Origin of the sequence: Ochrobactrum sp. AN78, from assembly GCF_029909885.1 — a bacterium.
Taxonomy (GTDB): Bacteria; Pseudomonadota; Alphaproteobacteria; order Rhizobiales; family Rhizobiaceae; genus Brucella; species Brucella quorumnocens.
In genome coordinates this window covers 140418-160014 of record NZ_JASAMU010000008.1, presented here as the reverse complement: position 1 = coordinate 160014, position 19597 = coordinate 140418, and the positions used below count along the sequence as shown (strand labels likewise).

The window sequence follows — 19597 nt, the reverse complement described above, 5'->3', positions numbered from 1 at the left end:
TGCGTGCCGGATCAGACCCTTACTGCTTCGAAGGTGGATTAGATGGTGTGTATTGTTCGCCCGGATTGCTTTTCGTCAGGTCGCAACCCGCATCACCCAGCCAGTAAGGTTTCACATCCTTCCAGACTTGTGGGAAAGAAACATTGTGGTCATCGCCCACTTTGGCCAGATAGATGGTGTGCGACATATGCTGGCTCTTGGGATCAAGACAGGTTTTTCCCGAAGGGCCATCAAAGCAAACATCCCCTTCGGCGATTATCTTGCGCAAGTCATCCCGCTTCGTTGAACCACCGGCCCGCTCAACCATCTGCTTATAGAGGTTGACTGCAATATAGGAGTTGGCTGCTTCCTGATTGATATAGGGTTCATTTGGAAACTTGGCGTGGAAGCGTTCGATGAAGTCCTTGCTCGCAGGCGTATCAACTTCCTCGATGTAGTTTGTCGTCACATGCATATTGGCAAGGCTAGGCGGCGTAAAACGCTTATGCTCATAACCCTGTCCGACATTGACCGATGAAGCCATTGGCAGTTTCAGATTTGCGGAAGCCGCCTGTTCATAATAGGAGGCCTGCGCTGTTCCAACCAGCAAAGTCACAACCACATCGGGCTTGGCCGTCTGAATATTCTGAATGGTCTGCGAGAATTGTGACACACCGAGCGGGATGAATTCCTCACCCACCATCTCGCCGCCGTTCTCCTTGACGATATTGCGTACCCATTCAGCCGAAATCTGGCCGAAATTATAATCTGCGGCGATGGTGTAAACCTTCTTCCCGTAGGTTTCCATCATCCATGGAATGAGGGTCGAGAACTGCTGTTCCGGCACAGCACCGGTGACCACCATATTGGCATCACAGACACCGCCTTCATACTGATTGTTATAAAAGGCGAAACCGTCGAACTGGCGCACGATCGGCCGATAAGCCTCACGGGAAGCCGATGAAAAGCCTGCAAAAATCACATCGACCTTATCGCGTTGCAGCGCACGGCGTGTAAATTCCTGAAAGCGGGTATTGTCCGACTGGGTGTCATAGATGACCAGCTCAATCGGGCGTCCTGCAATACCACCTTTGGCATTGATTTCTTCGGTCGCGAGTTGGATTGCATGGACCTTGCCGATAACAGGCACGACAAATTCGCCAGATTGGTCTTCCAGAACCCCAATCTTAATCGGCTCCTGAGCAAGTGCTGCACCAGAAAAAAGCGCAAGCGTTCCCGTGACCGCAAAAGCTGCGGTTTTCTTGATGATAGACATTTTTATTCTCCTCGGAGGTTAGTTCGCGATCGTTGACCTTTGAATGGTTTCTGTTTCGCGGTCGTCCACCTTCATCCGTTCGCTGATGAAGTATTCTGCGTATGTTTCAACATTCATTCGCGATTTCATGCTTTCCTTGCGAAGAAGGTTGTAAGCCTCGTCATCACAGACATTGTGACGACGCATGATCTCGACAATTGCTTTGATCAGACTACGACGTTGCTGGCGGCGCATTTCATGCAGAGCAATTGTGGTCTCCATCTGTTGTCGCTGCTGGTAGGCGTTGATGCCAAGAACAATTGCCGAATAGACGATTGATCCGTAAACGGGTTTGCGCAGGAAGGCCGTGGCACCTGACTGCACAAGCCCTTTCAAGCGGCTTGGAGCTTCGACACCAACCAGGCCGATAATCGGAACGCATGCCAGACCGCTGACCGGACTGACTGGAAGCGAAAGTGGATTATCGAGATCACCATCCACAAACAACACGTCACGCTCAGCATTCAACTCAGCCTCCGACAGTTCCGCACTGTCAGCTTTTAGCGGGACATAGGATGCACTCAGGCCCAGTTTTGGGAGGGTTGAATCCAAAGCGCCAATTGCTCTGAAATCACGCGAAACAATGATCCCGCGGCGGTTTCTAAAATTCTGTATGAAGCGACCGCTCATTGGACAACCCTCAAACTAGCCTGACCAATCGAGCTTATAGCGAGGCTGTCGGCAGAAACGAGATAGGGGTCGGGTCGCACGGGCTCTGGTGCCTCGATCAACACTTCAAATTCAGCGTCCCGGGTCGATAGTCCAATCCGCGGCGTCAGATAGGCATGGTGTGTTTCGGGGTCGATTGTGACCAGTCCCTGCGGCGCCTGTAACTGCATTCCGGCAACAGCGCTTCTCACCAGCATGGGATCGCTGGAATTGGCCGCAGCAATAGCCTTTCCGAGCATGATCGTGGCGATATAGGCGGCTTCACCTTCTGCGGCAGGAGGTGGTCCGTCGGGAAAAGCCTGGTTATATTCGGCCACAAAACAACAGTTTTCGGGATTGGTCAGGGTCGAAAAATAGACGGACGAGCTGATATGACCATTCCTGCACTCGGGCATTATTTCGGTAAGATCGGGTTCAGAAAGATTGCAGCTTGCTATTGGGAAGCGTTCGGTCTGATTGATGCCGCGTGCTTCACAGGCCTGCCGAAACTGCTCGAAAAAGGCATATGAAGAGTCACCGATCAAAGCATTGAATATAAAATCCGGCTGCTCTTCAAAGATGGTTTCGATAATCTTGTGAAAGTCGGTCTCGCCAACGCCGAGATAGCGCTCGGCCAGGACACGACCCTTGCGCACATGAATATATTCGCGCAGGACACGGATGCTTTCCCAACCCCAAATATAGTTGGAACCAACACAAAAGGCTTTGCGACCATATCGGGCTAGGAGGTAGTCCATCAATGGTGACATATGATGGTTCGGCGAGGCACCCGTATAGATTACGTTTGGAGAGCTTTCAAAACCTTCATAATGGGATGGATGCCATAGCTGCGCATCATACTTTTCAAAAAGTGGAATAACCTCCTTGCGGCTGGATGACGTGTAGCATCCCACGACATGACGATAGCCAGCGTCGATCATCTTTTTGGTCGCCACCGAATATTCTTCCAGATCACCACCGGGGTTGTAATGCACCGGCTCCAGAGTGACCCTCAGATCATCGTCGGCATTTATCTGTGCACATGCCAGCAGGGTTCCGTTCAAGATCGCACGTCCAACTGCCGCATAGGCGCCAGTTGTTGAAATCAATATGCCGATCTTGCAGGTCAGCTCACCCATTCCACCTCACAAACGACAAAAATCCCGCCAACACGAAGTGTTGCGGGCTTCATTGCCACCTAGTTCCCTTAGATTATTTTTCTACGCATTTACGGGCAACGTTGCCCCCGCGTTTCGAATATACAACAAGCTTTTGCACACTCTGTCAAGCGTTTCGTCAGTGCTTCGTCACGGCATCCTGAAACCACAACTGCATCGACGTGAGAAGCTGTGCCGATCATGTCAGAAAAGCACCTGTCGCTTCAAAGCATGAAATTGCCAGTCAGAAAATGTTGCTTGATCCAGCGGCTATCGCCGGCACAATGTCCGAAAGTGTTCCGCAACAATGGATTTGCCGGGGCACGCTCTTCACTAATTTCATCCAAACTCGGATATTCCATTTCAAGATGTCGATCTCTTCAACTCGATAGTATTCAAGATCTACCTCGTTCGACATCCAATTGGTCCGGGGTATCGAAGACTGGAGGGATCTGGGTTCATCCGTCCGCCGAAATTCAGTGACAAACGATTCTAAAGCACTATCTACAGCGCGAAGAACTGTTGCCCTGTCAAAGGGTTTTGACACTCGTTCCTCAATAGCCTCACGGGAGAGTACTTCTGGGTTTCCGGCGGCCCCTTTGCGACCGGGATGCGGGGTAGTCCATAGAACTTTATTGTTTGGCCCGGGTCTTTGACTCTTAAACCTACCGCCCGGTTGGCGGTTCCATAAGAGCTTCGCTTATCAGTGACCATAACGCGCAACGAACGGCCCTGAGCAGAGAGAAGGTTTCGCATGAAATCTATGGATGGCTTGGTATCCGGGCGTTTCTGCACATGCAGCCGCCATTTATCGCCAAAGGCGTGGTGTGCGGTGACGGCTGCCGTCTGCACAGACAAACCCAAGCTTTACTGCCTATCTCTATAGTGCCTTTTGCATAAGGGATATTCCTGGATAAGCCAGCAGGTCCTCGACGATGCGAAAGATTGGCGGAAATTATAGCCACACAGCTTCGGCAATAATCCTGGCTGGAAAACGGTGACGGTGGCAAAGCGAAGCGCATCCACTTCCGCCGAGAACCGGCTTCCAAGGAGGACAGCTGCATCGTTGTGGATAATACGGCGTCCCATATCGATCGCCTCAGGCCGATCAGGTGTGGTTTGGATTCCAAGGCTTGCCCCTTTCGTTGCGGAAAGGTGATCCAGATTGTCCGAAGTAAGATGCTGATGTGGATCAATTTTTGCTGCCCAGCTGGGGGATCTTTCAATATCGATGGCGGGGGCATCCCTCGCGCCCAAATACAATTCACTTCTAAATTAGAGCCTGCCACAACTCAAAAGCGGCATATAAGGCAGTTGTCATCAGTGCGCTGAGCAGCATACCGCAACTGGCGAAAGCTACGGTATAGGGAGAAATACTCAAAGCTCTGGCGATGCCCATCGCGTGCGATGTTATCCCGAGCGCAAATGCCTTGTCTTCAGACTTCAGCGTTTTACCAAATAACCGCCAGGCGGGTTCCGAGATGATTACACCTCCTACGCCGTTGCACATGACCCCAAGAATTGTCAGACTTTCCCAGCCGCCTGTTGCCGTCGACAAAGGCAGCGCAACGGCCAAGGTCGTCATTTTAGGTGCGATGCTTGCAAATTCAGAGCCTGAAAGCCCAAGCATGGCTCCAATAAGCCAAGCTGTTCCAATTCCGCTCACGGTTGTAATAAGCGTCGCGATGAACATCGCTGATGCATTATTGCTGATTAAAACACGCTGTTGCCAGAGAGGGATTGCAAGGGCAACGGTCGCCAACCCTACGAAAAACGTTAGGGGGTACACTGCTTTGAGATATGTCTGCGCATCTTCCCCCCAAAAGTGCAGGAGCAAACATATGGATACAATACCTAGGACGAGTGGATTGCCGATTAAAAGATACGGCAACCTCTTTGCGAGGGCGACGCAGATGAGCCAGATCGCAATCGTTAAGCTAAGCCATGCTACACTTGAAATCATGTTATCTACCGGTGCGCCGCAACCATCTAAAAACATGAGCGCAAAGTAGCAGCGAAACGAGCAATGACACTGCAATCGTAATGATGATTTTGATGAAACCACCCAAGCCAATTCCAGATAGAATAAGAAACCCAGCGCCAGATGGGTACAAGAAGAGCGGGAAATTTTGCAGAAGCACAGACCCCGCTGGAAGAACTGCGGCAAACAGATTTTGAAATATTGCGAGACCCAAAAGCAGAATAAGTAACCCCAGAACCGCCCCGGGAACTGGCAAGTCAAATTGCGCGACCAGGAAAGCACCTATCGACCAGCTCACGACGATGCAGATGAACCCCGGCACAAAGCTGATTAACTTATCCAATGCTTTTCAACTCCAAGCAACACGCATTCACTTACGGGACCGGAACGGCTTCATGGACCAACCCCTCTCCTTTTAGTTTTTCCCAGAAGCCTGATGGTATGTCGGCGTTGAAATGCGCCACATTCTGCTCAACTTCTTCTCGCCGCACTGCACCAAAAACCACCGAAACCACTTCTGGTGCTGCGAGTGGAAATTGCAATGCTGCAGCGGGTAATGCAATATCAAATGATCTTGCGATAGTCGACAATCGATTTACTTTTTTGGTCACCTCTGCCGAGGCATCGCTATATTCATATTTAGAACCTTCAACAGCACCCGTTGCCAGAATGCCGGAATTGAAAACACCGCCGACAACGATGGACGCTCCCTGTTTGCCAGCACGCTGAATCTCATCGAAATAAATATCGTGTTCCAGCAACGTGTAGCGTGACGCCACCAGAAAAACATCGAGGTCTGCAAGATCCAAAAAGCGGTTGATCATACCGCGCTCATTCACGCCTGCACCAATTGCTTTAACTTCACCGCTGCGCTTGAGTTCCTCTAATGCGCGAAAACCACCATCCTCAAGCTCTTTCAACTTCGAGCTGAGACTGTCTGCGGTATTAAAATATCCGGTATCTAGATCATGAATGTAGAGTGTATCGACCTGATTGATCCCAAGCCGCTGCAAACTATCCTCATAAGAGCGCATAATTGCATCGTAGGTGAAGACATGATGATGATCAAAACAGAGCGCGCCAGACCACGCCGGAGGTTTGAATGATGCGCGGTCTTGTGGTCGGAATAGCACCCGCCCCACTTTTGTCGTCAGCGTATATTGATCCCGTGGCAAATCATAAAGGACACGACCTGTGCGATGCTCCCCTTGCCCCAGACCATACCATGGCGCGGTGTCGTAGAGCCGAATACCGAGTTCCCATGCAGCCTCTAAGGTTGCGCGCGCATCGATCTCGCTCACGGCAGAATAAACACCTGCTAACGGGCAAGTTCCTAACCCTAAAATCGGTAGCGACAACGCCGTGTGACCAACCTGCCTACGCTCGTTTAAATCCATGACCCTATCCTAAAGTTCCTGTGTCGTTACAAGGCTTCCACTTGACGCCGAGCGGTAGGCGGCTTCCGCCAGCACATAGGTGTGAAGGCTATCTTCTCCCGACGTTTCAAAGGAGCCGATGCCCTGCAGGACATCAATGAAGTGCTGTTGAGTGCGAGGAACGCTGTCCTGAATTTGTGTCCATGGTTCGAATGTCCAGTCACGTCCGTCTGCTGAAATTACTTCTTCTCGCTGCCCGCCATTAGAGTGGATGATAAGCTTCTGATCGCCGATAATCTCAATAGTGCCCAAGCGTCCTTCGATCTCTCCGAGAGTTTGTGGAAACGGGTTTGGAAAGCGATGAGACGCATAGCTGACATCTACGATTGAGGTCGCTCCGTTGTCATGTCTGAGTAGAATGGTTGCCGCGTCTTCCCCGGCCAATCCTTCCCTCACAGATTGATTGATGCAGCTAATCGCATTGGCATTACCAAAGATAAACCGTGCGAGATCAAGCATATGGATACCAACATCCATAATCATAAAGCGCTCTGTTTTCAGCAAGTATGGCTGATTGGAATAAACATCAATCGCATTGCGCCATGACAAACGTCCAAAAGTCAGATCACCGATTTCACCTGATTTTAGAATTTCGCGGATACGGCGAAACAACTTTTGAAACCGGAAGTTTTCATGAACCATGAGCGGTACTTCAGCCGCTTTTGCATGAGCAACAATACGCCGACACGTATTAAGATCCGGGGCGAATGGCTTTTGTACAATCACAGGCACATTATGTTGGACCGCAAGTCCGACGAGCGCTTCATGCGTATCCATCGTCGTGCAAATATCGACAAAATCAAAAGCGCCCGATGCCAAGATATCGGCACTCGTATGCCACGCAGGAATATTAAACGCCTGCGCATAGGCCTGCGCCTTTAGAGGGTCGAGATCGCACACAGCAGTGATTTCCGCTCCATGAACATCAGCCCATGCATGAAGTTGGTTTTTAGCGAAGAAGCCACATCCGATAAGCAAACCTTTTAAAATTTCTGTCATTTTATATTACTCATCGCGTAGGTGTAGAACGGCATATGCATCGAGTTTCACGAGATCAGGAAATTGCTTTGCTATGGAAAATGTATCCTTTTGGAGCGCCGCAGCTTCTAAAGATCCTGCATCGAGCAGATGTCCTTGCGGACGTAACCAATCAGTGAGCGACACGTCCCGTGCTTGTGCAGAAAGATTGGCCAACAAAGTATGAGGTTTCCCATTCACCTTCCACTCTAAGCGCGCGAGCCCATCCTCAAGGCCCGCCGCGACAAGCTCGCCACCAGCCGCACGTGAAATCCATTTTGCAACGTAGAACAATGGATAGAGGCTACCATCCGGCCATTCATCCCAGATGGTTCGTGAGCCTGTCTGACGTGTCGATATTAATCCAAATGGCCCGGTGGCGGCACCAAAAGAAAAACGCTCTACAGACCAAGATGCAAGTTGAGCTAGATAACCGACATGCCAAGCAGCGGCGAAGAGCCCGCGTTGGCGCGGGTCTTGAGCTGCCATTCCTTCACGCGCAGAGAAATCATTATTTGTGAGAGTTGGTCCATACGGATTGATGCGTGCGCCAATTCCAGTCGGTCCGACACGCAAAGGCTTGTCGCCAACCAGCAATCTTGCTGAATTGAGAATGTGCGGCAGAGATTGCAAAGTTTCCAATATCGATGCGTCATCAGCCGCATGAACGGAAGGCGTCGTGGTAAAAGTGAAGTAATCGGCTAAAGTCCGATCTGGACGTTTTCTGTTAAATTCGGTGAAAAATGCAGGTGTTCCGCTGCCATGACGTGCACGAGGAAAGTATTTCCTGAGACCAGCAAGAATAGCCTCTTCTGACGGATGATCAGGTCGCACTTCGCCAGGCTGAAACGATTGCTCATCGATTTTAGCGAATGCTGAAATTTCCGATACATGAATGCTGGCATAGCCGATAAGTTTCGCCAAGGATGCCAACTCTTTATCCGCACCATCGATATCGCCGGAAGCCAGAATTGCCTGGATTTCGAGGGAAGCGCCGATCACTTCGAGCAAGCGGGCGAGCGAGGAGAGTGACGAGTTGTTGGTTTCTTTCGTAAAATCATATCGCAAGAGAACCCGCGCGGGCGCAATTTCAGCAAGCGCCTCCGAATGTGGCATCGCATTCTCGACGGCTTGCAGACTATCGAAAGGGAGGCCAAAGGCAGGTAGTTTTTGCCCCTTAACCTGCGGAACCTCAATGGCTTCAAACGCTATATCGCTGCCACCGTCATCACAAATACTGACCTCTACCGACTGAACTGCGGGAACCTCTTGATCGAGCAGGTAAGGATATGGCAGCCCAATCGGACGGCTATAGGTTTTGAAAGAAGCATCGGACCAATTGCGATGGTCTTCCATCTCGAAAATATCACCCTCAAAACGTGTCGTAACGCTTAGACCCTCATAGGGGTGATGCGTCAGCGCACGAATGTCCATTAACGGCTGACCCGGACTGATTGGCACAGGCATAACCAGTTTACGGGATGCACCGGAGGCATGTTGCACATCGATTTCTGTGCCGACAACGCCTGCCAACGGATGCAGAACCACAAACCCGGTGCGGTTGGTCTCAAATGGTGCTGTCGCTTGAATGACGCCTTTAGCAGTCAAATGGCCGCTTGCGGTGCCCTCAAGCGTAATACTGACTTGGACCCCGGTGGCAACAGAGCCGTATAAAGCGTCGTAGGTGATCCGGAAATTATTCGGGTTTTCAGTGACCTCAAGATTACTGATCTGCGCCGCTGGCGTCCCCCATCCCGGGGTCCGCACCAGAAACATGATTGCGCGCAGAATTTCGATACCGTGCCAGCGTATCCAGCGCAGTGCACCACTGTCGAGTGTCGCTTCCAGTTTGCCTGCTTTAAAAACTTGCTTGGGGCTTTCTAAGACGTCAGTGCCCGTTAAGAAAATAGCATGTGTCATCGGGATTGTCTCTTAATGAAGCTGTCGAAAGCAACGGCTGCAACGATGATCAGGCCCACCAAAATCTGTTGGGTGTATGGTGAGACATTCAGGATGACGAGACCGTTGAGCAGAACGCCCGTCAACAATGCTCCGATGACAGTACCAATCACTGAACCTGTGCCGCCATAGAGACTGGTCCCACCAATCACGACAGCAGCAATCGCGGTCAGTTCATAACCTGCACCCGCAACGGCCTCGGCAGAATTCAAACGTGCCGCAAGCACAAACCCACCCAAGCCTGAGCAGAAGCCAACAATTGCGTAAACAAGTATCGTCACTCGGCTGGTGTTGATGCCAGACAAGCGTGCAGCATCGGGATTTGAACCGACGGCATAAACCGAACGACCAAAACGCGTCTGTGTCAGAACAAAGTGAGCAATGAGGGCCACAACCGCAAAAACAATCACCGGTACAGGAACAGGGCCAACCATCCCTCGGCCCCACCAGCCAAAAAACTCATCGAAGCCGGAAACAGGACCGCCATTCCCAACAGTGAGCGTCAATCCACGAAATACAGTCATGCCACCCAGCGTCACAACAAATGCCGGAACAGCTAGCTTTGCAACCGTCACACCTTGAAGAAAACCAGCGAATGCACCGACTAACACAGCTGCGAATGCAGCGATTGGCCAGGAGAACCCTCCTCCGTCACCAACTAGCAAAAACCGTCCTTCGATTCCGCCTTTGGCAACGACTGCGGCTATAATTCCGGATAAGGCAACCAGTGATCCAACGGACAAATCAATGCCGCGCGTGATGATCACAAATGTCATTCCAACGGCAATAATTCCGTAAATTGAGACCTGTCTGAGGATGTTGAACAGATTAAGGGGCGATAGAAAACGCGGCTGCAATGTTGTGAAAATTACCACTAGAATTAGCAAAAACACCAGCGGCGCGACACGACCTAAAAGAGCGAAAGCTCTTGCACGCGATCGTGCATTGGATGAGCTCTGAGACATTCACGAATTCCTTGATAGTTTTAAAGCCGGCTGCCAAATCAAACTCTGGTCATTTTGGACATAAGTGTTTCAGCTGTGACGTTTGCCGCATCGGTCTCAAACGTTGATCGCCCTTCACACAGAGTTACGATACGATGAGAAACTGCCATGAGTTCTGGCAGATCAGAGGAAATGACGAGAACGGCGACACCTTGTTGAGCGATCTCACGCAGGAGGCCATGAACTTCCTCCTTGGCACCTAAATCGATGCCACGTGTGGGCTCATCGACTATCAGCAGTTGCGGCGAGCGCGCTATCCAACGGGCCAAGATGACCTTCTGCTGATTTCCACCCGATAGCGTCACAATCGGCGCCGAAAAGCCCGGAAAACGAATACCAAGGCGTTCCACATAATGTTCAAGAGCACGCTGCTCGCCTGCGCTATCGTTGAGAATGCCAAACCGCGCTTTGACAGCAGACGCTATGGCAAAGTTTTCAAGCACACTTCTGCCGGGCAAAATCGAAAGCCCTTTTCGGTCTTCCGAAACATAGCCAATTCCTGCTTTAATCGCATGTTCGACTGACGTCGGTTTAAACGGCTTACCCGCGAGGAATATCTCACCGCCGCCCATGGCATCAAGGCCAAAGATCATTCTTGCGACCTCGGTTCGCCCAGCGCCTACGATACCTGCCAGGCCGATAATTTCTCCGGCTCTAACCGTGAAGCTGACATCTTTCACGCTGGCTGTAAGGCGCCCGGACAGGCGGCTAGCAAGGCTTTTCACCTCAAGTACGGTGCGTCCTGCAGCATGATTGGTTGGCTTTTTCCCAATCTCAACATCTCGACCGGCCATCGCTTTAATCAGGACTGCCGTCTCGACATCTGACACATTGCCTTCACCAGCGATCCTGCCATCACGTAGAACAGTGTATGTTTGGCAAAAGGCGCGGATTTCATCAAGGCGATGGCTAACATACAGGATTGCGACCCCTTCAGCAGAGAGGCGGGCAATGATCTTACCTAAATGCTCCACTTCCTCCTGTGACAAAGATGCCGTCGGCTCATCCATGATGACGACACGCGACTGGCGTGTGAGAGCACGGGCGATTTCGACCAACTGCTGTTGTGCAATTGAAAGCTCAGCCACGCGGGCGTTCACGTCAATCACAGTCAGCCCGAGCAATTCTAGTGCAGAGCGTGATTGTTCCCGGATGCTGCGCCAGTCCACCAGGCCAAAGCGGTTCCGTGGCAAGTGGCCAGCGAAAATGGCTTCTGCAACAGTGAGGTCGGGAAAGAGAGAGAGTTCTTGGCGTATAACACTGATGCCAGCGCGATTGGCATCAAGAGGTTGAGCAAAATGCACAGCTTGTTGATCAAAAAGGATTTCACCATCGTCAGGCTGATGCACGCCAGACAAAAGGTTGATAAGCGTCGACTTGCCTGCACCATTTTCACCAAGCAGAGCGCGCACTTCTCCGGGACGCAAAGCGAGCGCAATACCATCCAGCACCGTTACCCCAAAGAAACGTTTAACCAGAGCCCTCGCTTCCAAAAAAGAGAGACCGGAACGCGTTTCGCGCTCCGGTTCTTCTAATTCAAGCGGGCTTAGAACGGCCCTTACACTCATTTCTTGATCAGCCCTACTCGTTCGGCCTTATCAAGGTTGTCCTTCGTAATCGCAACAGGAGCGATCAGGATATTGTCCGTTTCTGGCTTTTTACCTTCACGGATAAAATCGACAAGCGTGCGGACGGCAACGCGCCCCTGCTGACCTGGAAACTGGTCAACAGTGCCTGCAAGTGAGCCATTGTTAACGGCAGCGAGAGCATCTTCCGAGCCGTCATAGCCAAAAATACTAACCTTACCCTTGAGACCACGGGCGTCAACAGCCTGTGCCGCACCCAATGCCATGTCATCATTGCCCGCAATGATAACTTGCGGCGCTTCTGCAAGCCCAGTGAGGACGTTTTCTGTGACAGTAAGTCCCTTATCACGCGAGAAGTTGGCGGCTTGTTCGGCAAGGAACTTGTACTTCTCACCGCCTGCATCGATCACTTTATGCGCGCCACCATTGCGATCATTGGCTGTCTTGTCACCCGGAATGCCCTGAAGATTGACGATTGTGGCCCCTTGAGGAAACAGCTTAACAACGGCTTCTCCCTGTGCTTCCGCACCTCTGAAATTATCGGCCGCAACATTTGCCAGCACGTCCGGCACGCCATTTACGGGGCGGTCAACCGTGACAACAGTGATGCCAGCTGCAATGGCTTCTTGAACGGCTGGTGCGAGCGCATCAGCGTCAGCGGGAGCAATGATGATACCATCGACGCCCTGCACGATGGCAGCTTCGATATCAGCGATCTGTTTTGGAGCTGAAAGCTGTCCATCCGCCTTCAGAATTTTCACGCCGCCAATCTTGTTTGCTTCATCTTCAAGTTGATCGGTCAGAAATACGAAATGCGAGAAGGCAAAAGTGAGTGGCGAAACGAAAATCGTCACCTCTGCATCTTTGCCTTTTGGCTCGGCGTGCAACGGAGAAAGACTTGCGGCCAACACAGCGATGCCAGAAACGGCAGTTAGAATTGTTTTGCGGATCATTTTGGGAGATTCCAAGGTTTCAACTGAAACTAAAATAGCCGCAGTCACAGCCGAAAGATCGCTCGTGGATTTTGTTTTTGCGCCACCTGAAAGAAACTAAATTCGTTTTTCATCGCTTCCTAAGAAAAACAATCTATGCGCGCATCCGACAACATGGGCGCATATCTTTCAAATCACTTTTCTTGAGTTATCCTAATGACATACAGCTTGCTGTACCATCGTCATGCGGGAACTCCGGGAGCAGTTATCTGTCGGTTTGGTGCTTGCACCAGCCACAATACCCACCGAAAGATCGGGCACAGCCGTGCCAGTTTGAGTAACCAAAGATCTCTTTTATTCGAAATAATGCACACCGGGGATATCCGTGTGTCAGGACAAAAACAATGTCAGACTATCTTGCTTCACTCTTCTCGCTAAACGGAAAAACTGCTCTTATCGCAGGCGGTGCAGGAGCAATCGGCTCTGCTATTTCCGAAGCTTTCGCCAAAGCCGGTGCGCGTGTCATTGTGCACGACCTTGCGCAGGACCGCCTCGACGCGCTTGAGAGCCGGTTTCTCTCTGAGGGGCTGGAGTTCACTGGCCTTCAGGCTGACCTTGGTTGGGCAACAGCCTGTGACGAACTGGTGGAGCGTGCTCGTGCTATTACCGGTCGCATCGATATTCTTGTGAACCTACAGGGTGCCAATCGGCGCAAGCCAATCGCGGATGTCTCGCAAGACGATTTCGACCTGATCACGTCCGTTAATTTCCGCAGTGTCTATTTTCTTTCAAAAGCTGTGCAGCCTCTTATGAAAGCGCAGGGCGGCGGCAAAATTCTGCACTTCAGCTCGCTTTCAGCAAATATTTCTTTTGATACAATCTCTGTTTACGCGGCAACCAAAGCAGCCGTGACGTCGTTGACCAAGTCTATGGCGCATGAGTGGGCAAGCGACAATATTCAGGTCAATGCAATTGAACCCGGATTTGTCAAAACAGAATTTACAAAACCGCTTTGGGATGACGAATATCGCGGGCGCTGGTTTGCCAGTTATATTCCGGCTGGGCGGCTTGCAGTGCCGGATGATTTGATCGCGACTGCATTGAGCCTCGTGGCACCATCATCACAATACATCACTGGTCGTGCAGTTGTCGTTGACGGTGGCGTTTTGTCCGGTGACAGCTGGGTCCAAAACCCTGATAAGCCTTCGTTTTATCCATAACGGTCTGTTGGTTATCGCTTGTAATTTCCCCGATCTTACGAAGGAAGAGATGTAAATGGCCAATTGGCTTATCGAAACGCATGAGCTAGCGGAACTCATAGAGAAAGAGCCTCATGCAAACCGCGTGGTGCTCGACACATCATGGTATCTGCCCGAAGCTCAGAAATACGCGATCGACGATTTCCGGTTAGGGCATATTCCCGGCGCGCGTTTTATCGACCTCTCCGAAATTTCGGATCCGAACTCGCCCTATGTCAATATGCTTCCTGATGCCGCCCTTTTTGCTGCAGTTGCGGGACGCCTGGGTATCGGTCCCAACACGGAAGTCATTATTTATGACGTCGGATATGTCTCATGTCGTTTATGGTGGATGTTCCGCACTTTTGGCCACGACAATGTACGCATTTTAAATGGTGGTTGGCGCAAGTGGCAAGCTGAGGAACGTGCTGTTGAAGTTGGCGATTTTGCAATGCCGATACCGCAAATATTCGCCGCGCAGCTGGTGGAAGGACGCGTTGTGACGATAGATGACGTGCAGGCTGCAATCGACAATGATAAAACCACTATTGTTGATGCTCGAACCGCCGCCCGTTTTGATGGACTGGAAGGCTCGGGCTATCCCGGCGTTGCTTCTGGCTACATGCCGCGCGCGATCAACACGCCCTGGGCCTTGTTCTTTGATAGGGAAAGTAACTTTTCGTTTGTTTCGACGGAAAGAGCCGCGGAGATTTTCCAAGAAGCCGGTGCTGATGTGCACGATGACGTCATCACCACATGCGGATCAGGCGTAACCGCCTGCATACTCGGCTTTATGATTGAGCGGCTCGGCAACACCAACTGGCGTCTTTACGATGGCTCGTGGCACGAGTGGGGACAGCAGTCCACAACGGCAAAGCTTATCAAAGAAGCTTAACCACTCTCAACCCACATATGCTTGAAGCATTACTATCGATGAATTCTGGATAGCACGTCGCAACTCCTTATCTTAGTGTGACGTGTTATCAGTTCTCGAAGGGAAGCATTCATTCGCGAGATGCTCGAGCCGCTATGGATGCATATTGGTCCATCCGTTCGACAATCAGTTCCGAACGATACACTTTTCAGAAGTTCGGCGCAAAGCCACATCAATGTCTTTGATGCAATCGTTGTTAAGGACGTCAAGGCAGCAACATCAGACTCATATCGGCCATAGGTGGGCGTCATCCTCTCAGATCTGAGGAGAGAACCCATACTTATAGACCCGCCAACTCTAGGGGTACCGGTGAAGAGTGGCGGTACCCACCCCACCTCAGCTCGCGGCTAAAAACTCTTCTGCAACTGAACGAATGCCGGCGGCATCTAACTTGTAGTGCGCATAGAGATGGGTCGGTGGCGCAATGAGACTGTACTCGTCGTAGATTCCGTGCCGCTTGAGTTTGACGCCAGCCCCTTCATCAGCCAAAACCTCGGCCACAGCCGCTCCAAGCCCGCCCAGAACATTGTGTTCTTCAACAGTCATCATTTTCTTCGTGCGCGAAGCGGCAGAAAGGATAGCCTCCCGGTCAAGAGGTTTGATTGAAGCCATATCGATCACCCCGATAGAGCGACCCTTGGCATTCATCGCACGGGCCGCTTCAAGCGCACCGTGGACAGCCATGCCGCAAGCAATGATCGTCAGCTCTTCGCCTTGGAGGTGTTCATGCGCCTGGCCGAAAACGAAGGTTGTATCCTTGTCGTAGACAACTGGATCTCGGCCCCGACCGATCCGGAAATAGATCGGTCGATCATGATTGGCGGACGCGCGAATGGCTGCTTCGAGCTGAGCGCCGTCTGCAGGCGAGACGACGGAAAGATCGGCAATCGAGCGGGTCGTCGCTATATCTTCGGTCGCGTGATGCGACGTTCCATAAAAGCCCAGCGATATACCAGTGTGATGGCCAATCATTCGCACTGGCTGCGCGGAGTAAGCAACGTCCATGCGGATCTGCTCACAGGCAAGCAATGCGATGAAAGAAGCAAAAGTCGCAACAAAGGGCGTAACACCGCAGGTTGCAATGCCGGCTGCGACACTCACCATATTCTGTTCAGAAATGCCGAAGGAAATGTATCGATCAGGGTAGACCGATGCGAAACGATTGAGGCCGTTGGAATATTGCAGATCCGCAGAACCGGCCACAACGTTGTGTCCAGCCTCCACGAGATCAATAATACCGTTCGAAAGATGAACGAGGCCAGGATTTGCTGCGTTCAGACCGCGATATTGCCAGGAATTGGCGGAAAGGGTGCGTCTCATGGTCAGATCTCCCGTGACTTGATTTCAGCAACAGCGGCTTCGGCGTCCGACGGATCGAGATAACCGAGATGCCAGCCCGGCTCCGTTTCCATATAGGAGACGCCCCTGCCCTTGACGGTGTTGGCTATAATGCAGCAGGGAATCTGGCGCTGGTCATCGGCGCGTATGCGCCGCAGGAGCTCGGTCGTCGCCGCCACGTCATGTCCATCCACGACATGAACCTCCCAACCGAAGGCGCGCCATTTCTCATCCAACGGTTCTACGTTCATGACATCATTGACCTTACCGTCGAGCTGATAACCGTTACGGTCGATAATGGCGATCAAGTTGCGGGCCTTGTGCTGAGCGGCGCCGATAGCTGCCTCCCAGACCTGACCTTCCTGCATTTCACCATCACCCATCATGCAGAAGACTTTGTAGTCTTCGCCCGTCCAGCGCTGTGCCAATACCATGCCAAGCCCATTGGAGAGCGCATGACCAATTGAACCAGATGAAAAGTCAACGCCAGGCACCTTGCGCATGTCGGGGTGATCACCGAGCGGGCTGCCTAGACGCGTATAGGTGTCGAGCCAGTCTTTAGGAAAAAACTCGAGATCCGCATATACGGGAAACAGACCAACCGCGGCGTGACCCTTTCCAATCGTGAAGCGGTCACGTGACGCCCAATTCGGCTCTGCGCGTCGAATGCGCATCACATCGTAATAAAGTGCGGCAAATATCTCCGCGGCGGAAAACACCGACGTGTAGTGACCCGTCTTCGCGATCTCGATGAGACGAACGGTTTCAAGGCGGATAAACTGTGCACGCTCCTTGAGCATGGCAACTGTTTCATCGGAGGGTTCGAAGCTATTCGGTTTTGACACGCCTATCGTGTCCGTCGGCGAGACCATTTTAAACTCCTGATTTATGCGTGAGAAGCGCTTATCCCGACCTCACCCTTTTGCATCAACAAGGTCGGCTTACGGTATCGCGCATACGAAAACCGCGATGGACGTTGACCGGGCACCTACGAGAAAGTGCATCCGTCAGTATCGTTCCAACCGATAAGAATTGCGTCACCTGCCACCGGTCTTGTGGTGAAATCCAGAAGTGGCTTGCGAACCACCATCGTCTGCCCGCAGCCAATGTCCACCAGTGCGCGCAAATGGTCGCCGAGGTAAGTCGTATCTAGGATTGTTCCCGTGCACTGATTGGAGCGGTTTTGCGCCGCTGTGCCGATCACCAGATGCTCGGGCCTGACTGCGATTTTTACAGGCTTACCCATATCGGTAAAACTGGAGGATAGATGTGTCCGCACTGTCTGGCCGCAATCCAAGCGGATCGTTGCATAACCCCGTTCATCCATGCCTTCCGAATGTCCAGAGATGATATTGTTCTCGCCAATAAAGCCCGCCACAAAAACATTTGCGGGCTGCTCATAAAGCTCCTGCGGGCTGGCGATCTGAGTGACCGATCCCCGCTCGAAAATGGCAATGCGGTCGGACATGGCAAGCGCTTCAGTCTGATCGTGGGTGACATAGACCATTGTGACACCCAAATCCCGATGGATTTGCTTGATCTCATATTGCATATGTTCGCGCAGCGTCTTGTCGAGTGCGCCAAGCGGTTCGTCCATGAGAACCAGGCTCGGCTCAAAGACGAGCGCGCGAGCAAGTGCCACGCGCTGCTGCTGCCCGCCGGAAAGCTCACTCGGTCGACGGTTTTGCATGCCTTCCAAGCGAACCATCGCGATGGTCTTATCGACCTTGACCCGTATTTCCTGCTTGCTCATCTTTCGCATGCGCAACGGATAAGCCAAATTCTGCGCTACGGTCATGTTGGGAAACAAAGCATAATTCTGAAAGACAACGCCGATGCCCCGGCGGTGGGGCGGCAAGTGTTCAATCGGCTTTCCCTTGACGAGAATATGACCTCGGCTAGGCGCTTCGAAACCGGCAAGCATCATAAGCGTTGTGGTCTTACCCGAACCTGAACCGCCGAGAAGTGTTAGAAACTCGCCCTGCCTTACCGACAGGTTCAGATTCTCGATAACAACGGTGCGTCCATCATAGGTTTTCTGCACACCCACGAATTCAATGATGTGTCCGGTTTGCATGAATGACCTTTCATGTGGCTGGTATGGGTTTTGGGGTTCCCCGTCCTGTCGGGAAGAATTTTTGCGCTCTATCAATCCCTGTATGGCACGTCAGTCGCGAGCCACCCGTCCTCCTGTTTCTGCCAGTAAATATCGTGCAGTCGACGTGTTAACGGACCGGGCTTGCCATCGCGGACTGCGTTGCCGTCGATTGTCGTGACGGGCATGATACCGCCAGCCGTGCTGGTCATGAAGATTTCGTCGGCACCGAGAACCTCGCCAATGGCGACAGGACGGACCTCGCAACGCAGTTGCAATTGCTCGCATAGTTCGAGAACGGTCCTACGGGTCATGCCTTCAAAAACACCGCTTTGTGGTGTGAAGAGAACATTATTTTTGACAGCGAATACGTTGAAGCCGGCGCCCTCGGTAATATTGCCATCCCCATCACGCAGAACGGCCACGAAAGCATCTCTGTCATAGGCCTCAAAAATGCCCATGGTGAGGTCAAGCCAGTGGAAGTTCTTGATGCGCGGATCCACCGCCTGTGGTGCAATACGGTGAACCGAGCTGACAACCATGGGAACGCCCTGCCGGCGCTGATCGTCATTCGCGATCCAGACAAAAGGCGTAGCGAAAGCATAAAAACGCTGGGTACAAAGACGCGGATCACGGCTGCCAGCCGGCGGCATTCCCCGTGTGCATGTCATCTGCACATAGGCGTCGCGCAAACCGCTCAAACTGACACATTCGATGAGGATCGCGGCGATTTGCTCACGCGTGTAGGGCAGCGACATCCGAAGCCCACGCATGGACGCAAAAAACCGTTCGATATGGTCGTCAAGACGAAAGAAGCGTCCCTTCCAGACATGCGCAACGTCGTAAGTCGCGTCAGAACGCACGAAGCCGCGATCAAGAATTGGAATGGTGGCCTCGGCAACTGGCATATAGCGCCCGTCAATGAATGCAACGCCCGCCTGCGGGTTAGGAATGTGGACAGCAGTTTCTCTGGTCATG

The 19597-nt window shown here is 52.0% G+C and carries 18 protein-coding genes; 2 read left to right on the top strand and 16 right to left on the bottom strand.

Annotated features, from left to right (window positions below; all coding sequences use genetic code 11):
• Window positions 1-19 precede the first annotated feature (19 nt).
• From QBD00_RS16150 to QBD00_RS16095, 12 genes are all read right to left on the bottom strand, one after another.
• Window positions 20-1255, bottom strand: a complete 1236-nt coding sequence (locus tag QBD00_RS16150; protein ID WP_151093830.1) for an urea ABC transporter substrate-binding protein — start codon at window positions 1253-1255, stop codon at window positions 20-22.
• An 18-nt stretch (window positions 1256-1273) separates the two neighbouring features.
• Entirely contained in the window at window positions 1274-1924 is a 651-nt protein-coding gene (locus QBD00_RS16145; protein ID WP_151093831.1) for an ANTAR domain-containing response regulator, read from the bottom strand.
• Window positions 1921-3081 carry a transporter substrate-binding domain-containing protein gene (locus QBD00_RS16140; RefSeq protein WP_151093833.1) on the bottom strand — a complete coding sequence of 387 codons (1161 nt, stop codon included), beginning with the start codon at window positions 3079-3081 and terminating at the stop codon, window positions 1921-1923. Before QBD00_RS16140 ends, QBD00_RS16145 begins: the two co-directional genes overlap by 4 nt.
• Window positions 3082-3966: 885 nt before the next feature.
• Window positions 3967-4356, bottom strand: a complete 390-nt coding sequence (locus tag QBD00_RS16135) for a UPF0262 family protein (RefSeq protein WP_268967529.1) — start codon at window positions 4354-4356, stop codon at window positions 3967-3969.
• Between the two features lie 13 nt (window positions 4357-4369).
• Window positions 4370-5062 (bottom strand): LrgB family protein, encoded by a 693-nt coding sequence (locus QBD00_RS16130; protein ID WP_191793685.1) that lies wholly within the window; start codon window positions 5060-5062, stop codon window positions 4370-4372.
• 1 nt (window position 5063) lies between these two features.
• Entirely contained in the window at window positions 5064-5423 is a 360-nt protein-coding gene (locus tag QBD00_RS16125) for a CidA/LrgA family protein (RefSeq protein WP_151093837.1), read from the bottom strand.
• Between the two features lie 31 nt (window positions 5424-5454).
• Window positions 5455-6477: an aldo/keto reductase gene (locus QBD00_RS16120; RefSeq protein WP_318580031.1), complete on the bottom strand. Its 1023-nt coding sequence runs from the start codon at window positions 6475-6477 to the stop codon at window positions 5455-5457.
• A 9-nt stretch (window positions 6478-6486) separates the two neighbouring features.
• Window positions 6487-7515: a Gfo/Idh/MocA family oxidoreductase gene (locus QBD00_RS16115; RefSeq protein ID WP_318580030.1), complete on the bottom strand. Its 1029-nt coding sequence runs from the start codon at window positions 7513-7515 to the stop codon at window positions 6487-6489.
• 6 nt (window positions 7516-7521) lie between these two features.
• Window positions 7522-9453, bottom strand: coding sequence for a hypothetical protein (locus tag QBD00_RS16110; RefSeq protein WP_318580029.1), 1932 nt, complete (start codon window positions 9451-9453; stop codon window positions 7522-7524).
• Window positions 9450-10457 carry an ABC transporter permease gene (locus QBD00_RS16105; RefSeq protein ID WP_151093845.1) on the bottom strand — a complete coding sequence of 336 codons (1008 nt, stop codon included), beginning with the start codon at window positions 10455-10457 and terminating at the stop codon, window positions 9450-9452. Before QBD00_RS16105 ends, QBD00_RS16110 begins: the two co-directional genes overlap by 4 nt.
• A gap of 38 nt (window positions 10458-10495) precedes the next feature.
• Window positions 10496-12064: a sugar ABC transporter ATP-binding protein gene (locus QBD00_RS16100; RefSeq protein ID WP_318580028.1), complete on the bottom strand. Its 1569-nt coding sequence runs from the start codon at window positions 12062-12064 to the stop codon at window positions 10496-10498.
• Window positions 12061-13035 (bottom strand): substrate-binding domain-containing protein, encoded by a 975-nt coding sequence (locus QBD00_RS16095; protein WP_318580027.1) that lies wholly within the window; start codon window positions 13033-13035, stop codon window positions 12061-12063. The genes QBD00_RS16100 and QBD00_RS16095 overlap by 4 nt, the downstream gene beginning before the upstream one ends.
• A gap of 383 nt (window positions 13036-13418) precedes the next feature.
• On the opposite strand from QBD00_RS16095, the gene QBD00_RS16090 reads away from it, so the two are divergent.
• On the top strand, window positions 13419-14234 hold the full coding sequence (locus tag QBD00_RS16090) for an SDR family NAD(P)-dependent oxidoreductase (RefSeq protein WP_151093851.1): 816 nt from the start codon (window positions 13419-13421) through the stop codon (window positions 14232-14234).
• A 55-nt stretch (window positions 14235-14289) separates the two neighbouring features.
• Window positions 14290-15147 (top strand): sulfurtransferase, encoded by an 858-nt coding sequence (locus tag QBD00_RS16085; protein WP_318580026.1) that lies wholly within the window; start codon window positions 14290-14292, stop codon window positions 15145-15147.
• 375 nt (window positions 15148-15522) lie between these two features.
• On the opposite strand, the gene QBD00_RS16080 is transcribed toward QBD00_RS16085, so the two are convergent.
• The 4 genes from QBD00_RS16080 to QBD00_RS16065 all read right to left on the bottom strand — a co-directional run bounded on the left by QBD00_RS16080 (window position 15523) and on the right by QBD00_RS16065 (window position 19596).
• Window positions 15523-16506: a transketolase family protein gene (locus QBD00_RS16080; RefSeq protein ID WP_151093855.1), complete on the bottom strand. Its 984-nt coding sequence runs from the start codon at window positions 16504-16506 to the stop codon at window positions 15523-15525.
• A 2-nt stretch (window positions 16507-16508) separates the two neighbouring features.
• The gene (locus tag QBD00_RS16075; RefSeq protein ID WP_151093857.1) at window positions 16509-17396 is read right to left on the bottom strand and encodes a transketolase; all 888 of its coding nucleotides are present in this window, start codon (window positions 17394-17396) and stop codon (window positions 16509-16511) included.
• A gap of 116 nt (window positions 17397-17512) precedes the next feature.
• Window positions 17513-18601, bottom strand: coding sequence for an ABC transporter ATP-binding protein (locus QBD00_RS16070; protein ID WP_151093859.1), 1089 nt, complete (start codon window positions 18599-18601; stop codon window positions 17513-17515).
• Window positions 18602-18672: 71 nt separating this feature from the next.
• Window positions 18673-19596: an aminotransferase class IV gene (locus QBD00_RS16065; RefSeq protein ID WP_318580025.1), complete on the bottom strand. Its 924-nt coding sequence runs from the start codon at window positions 19594-19596 to the stop codon at window positions 18673-18675.
• Window position 19597 lies beyond the last annotated feature (1 nt).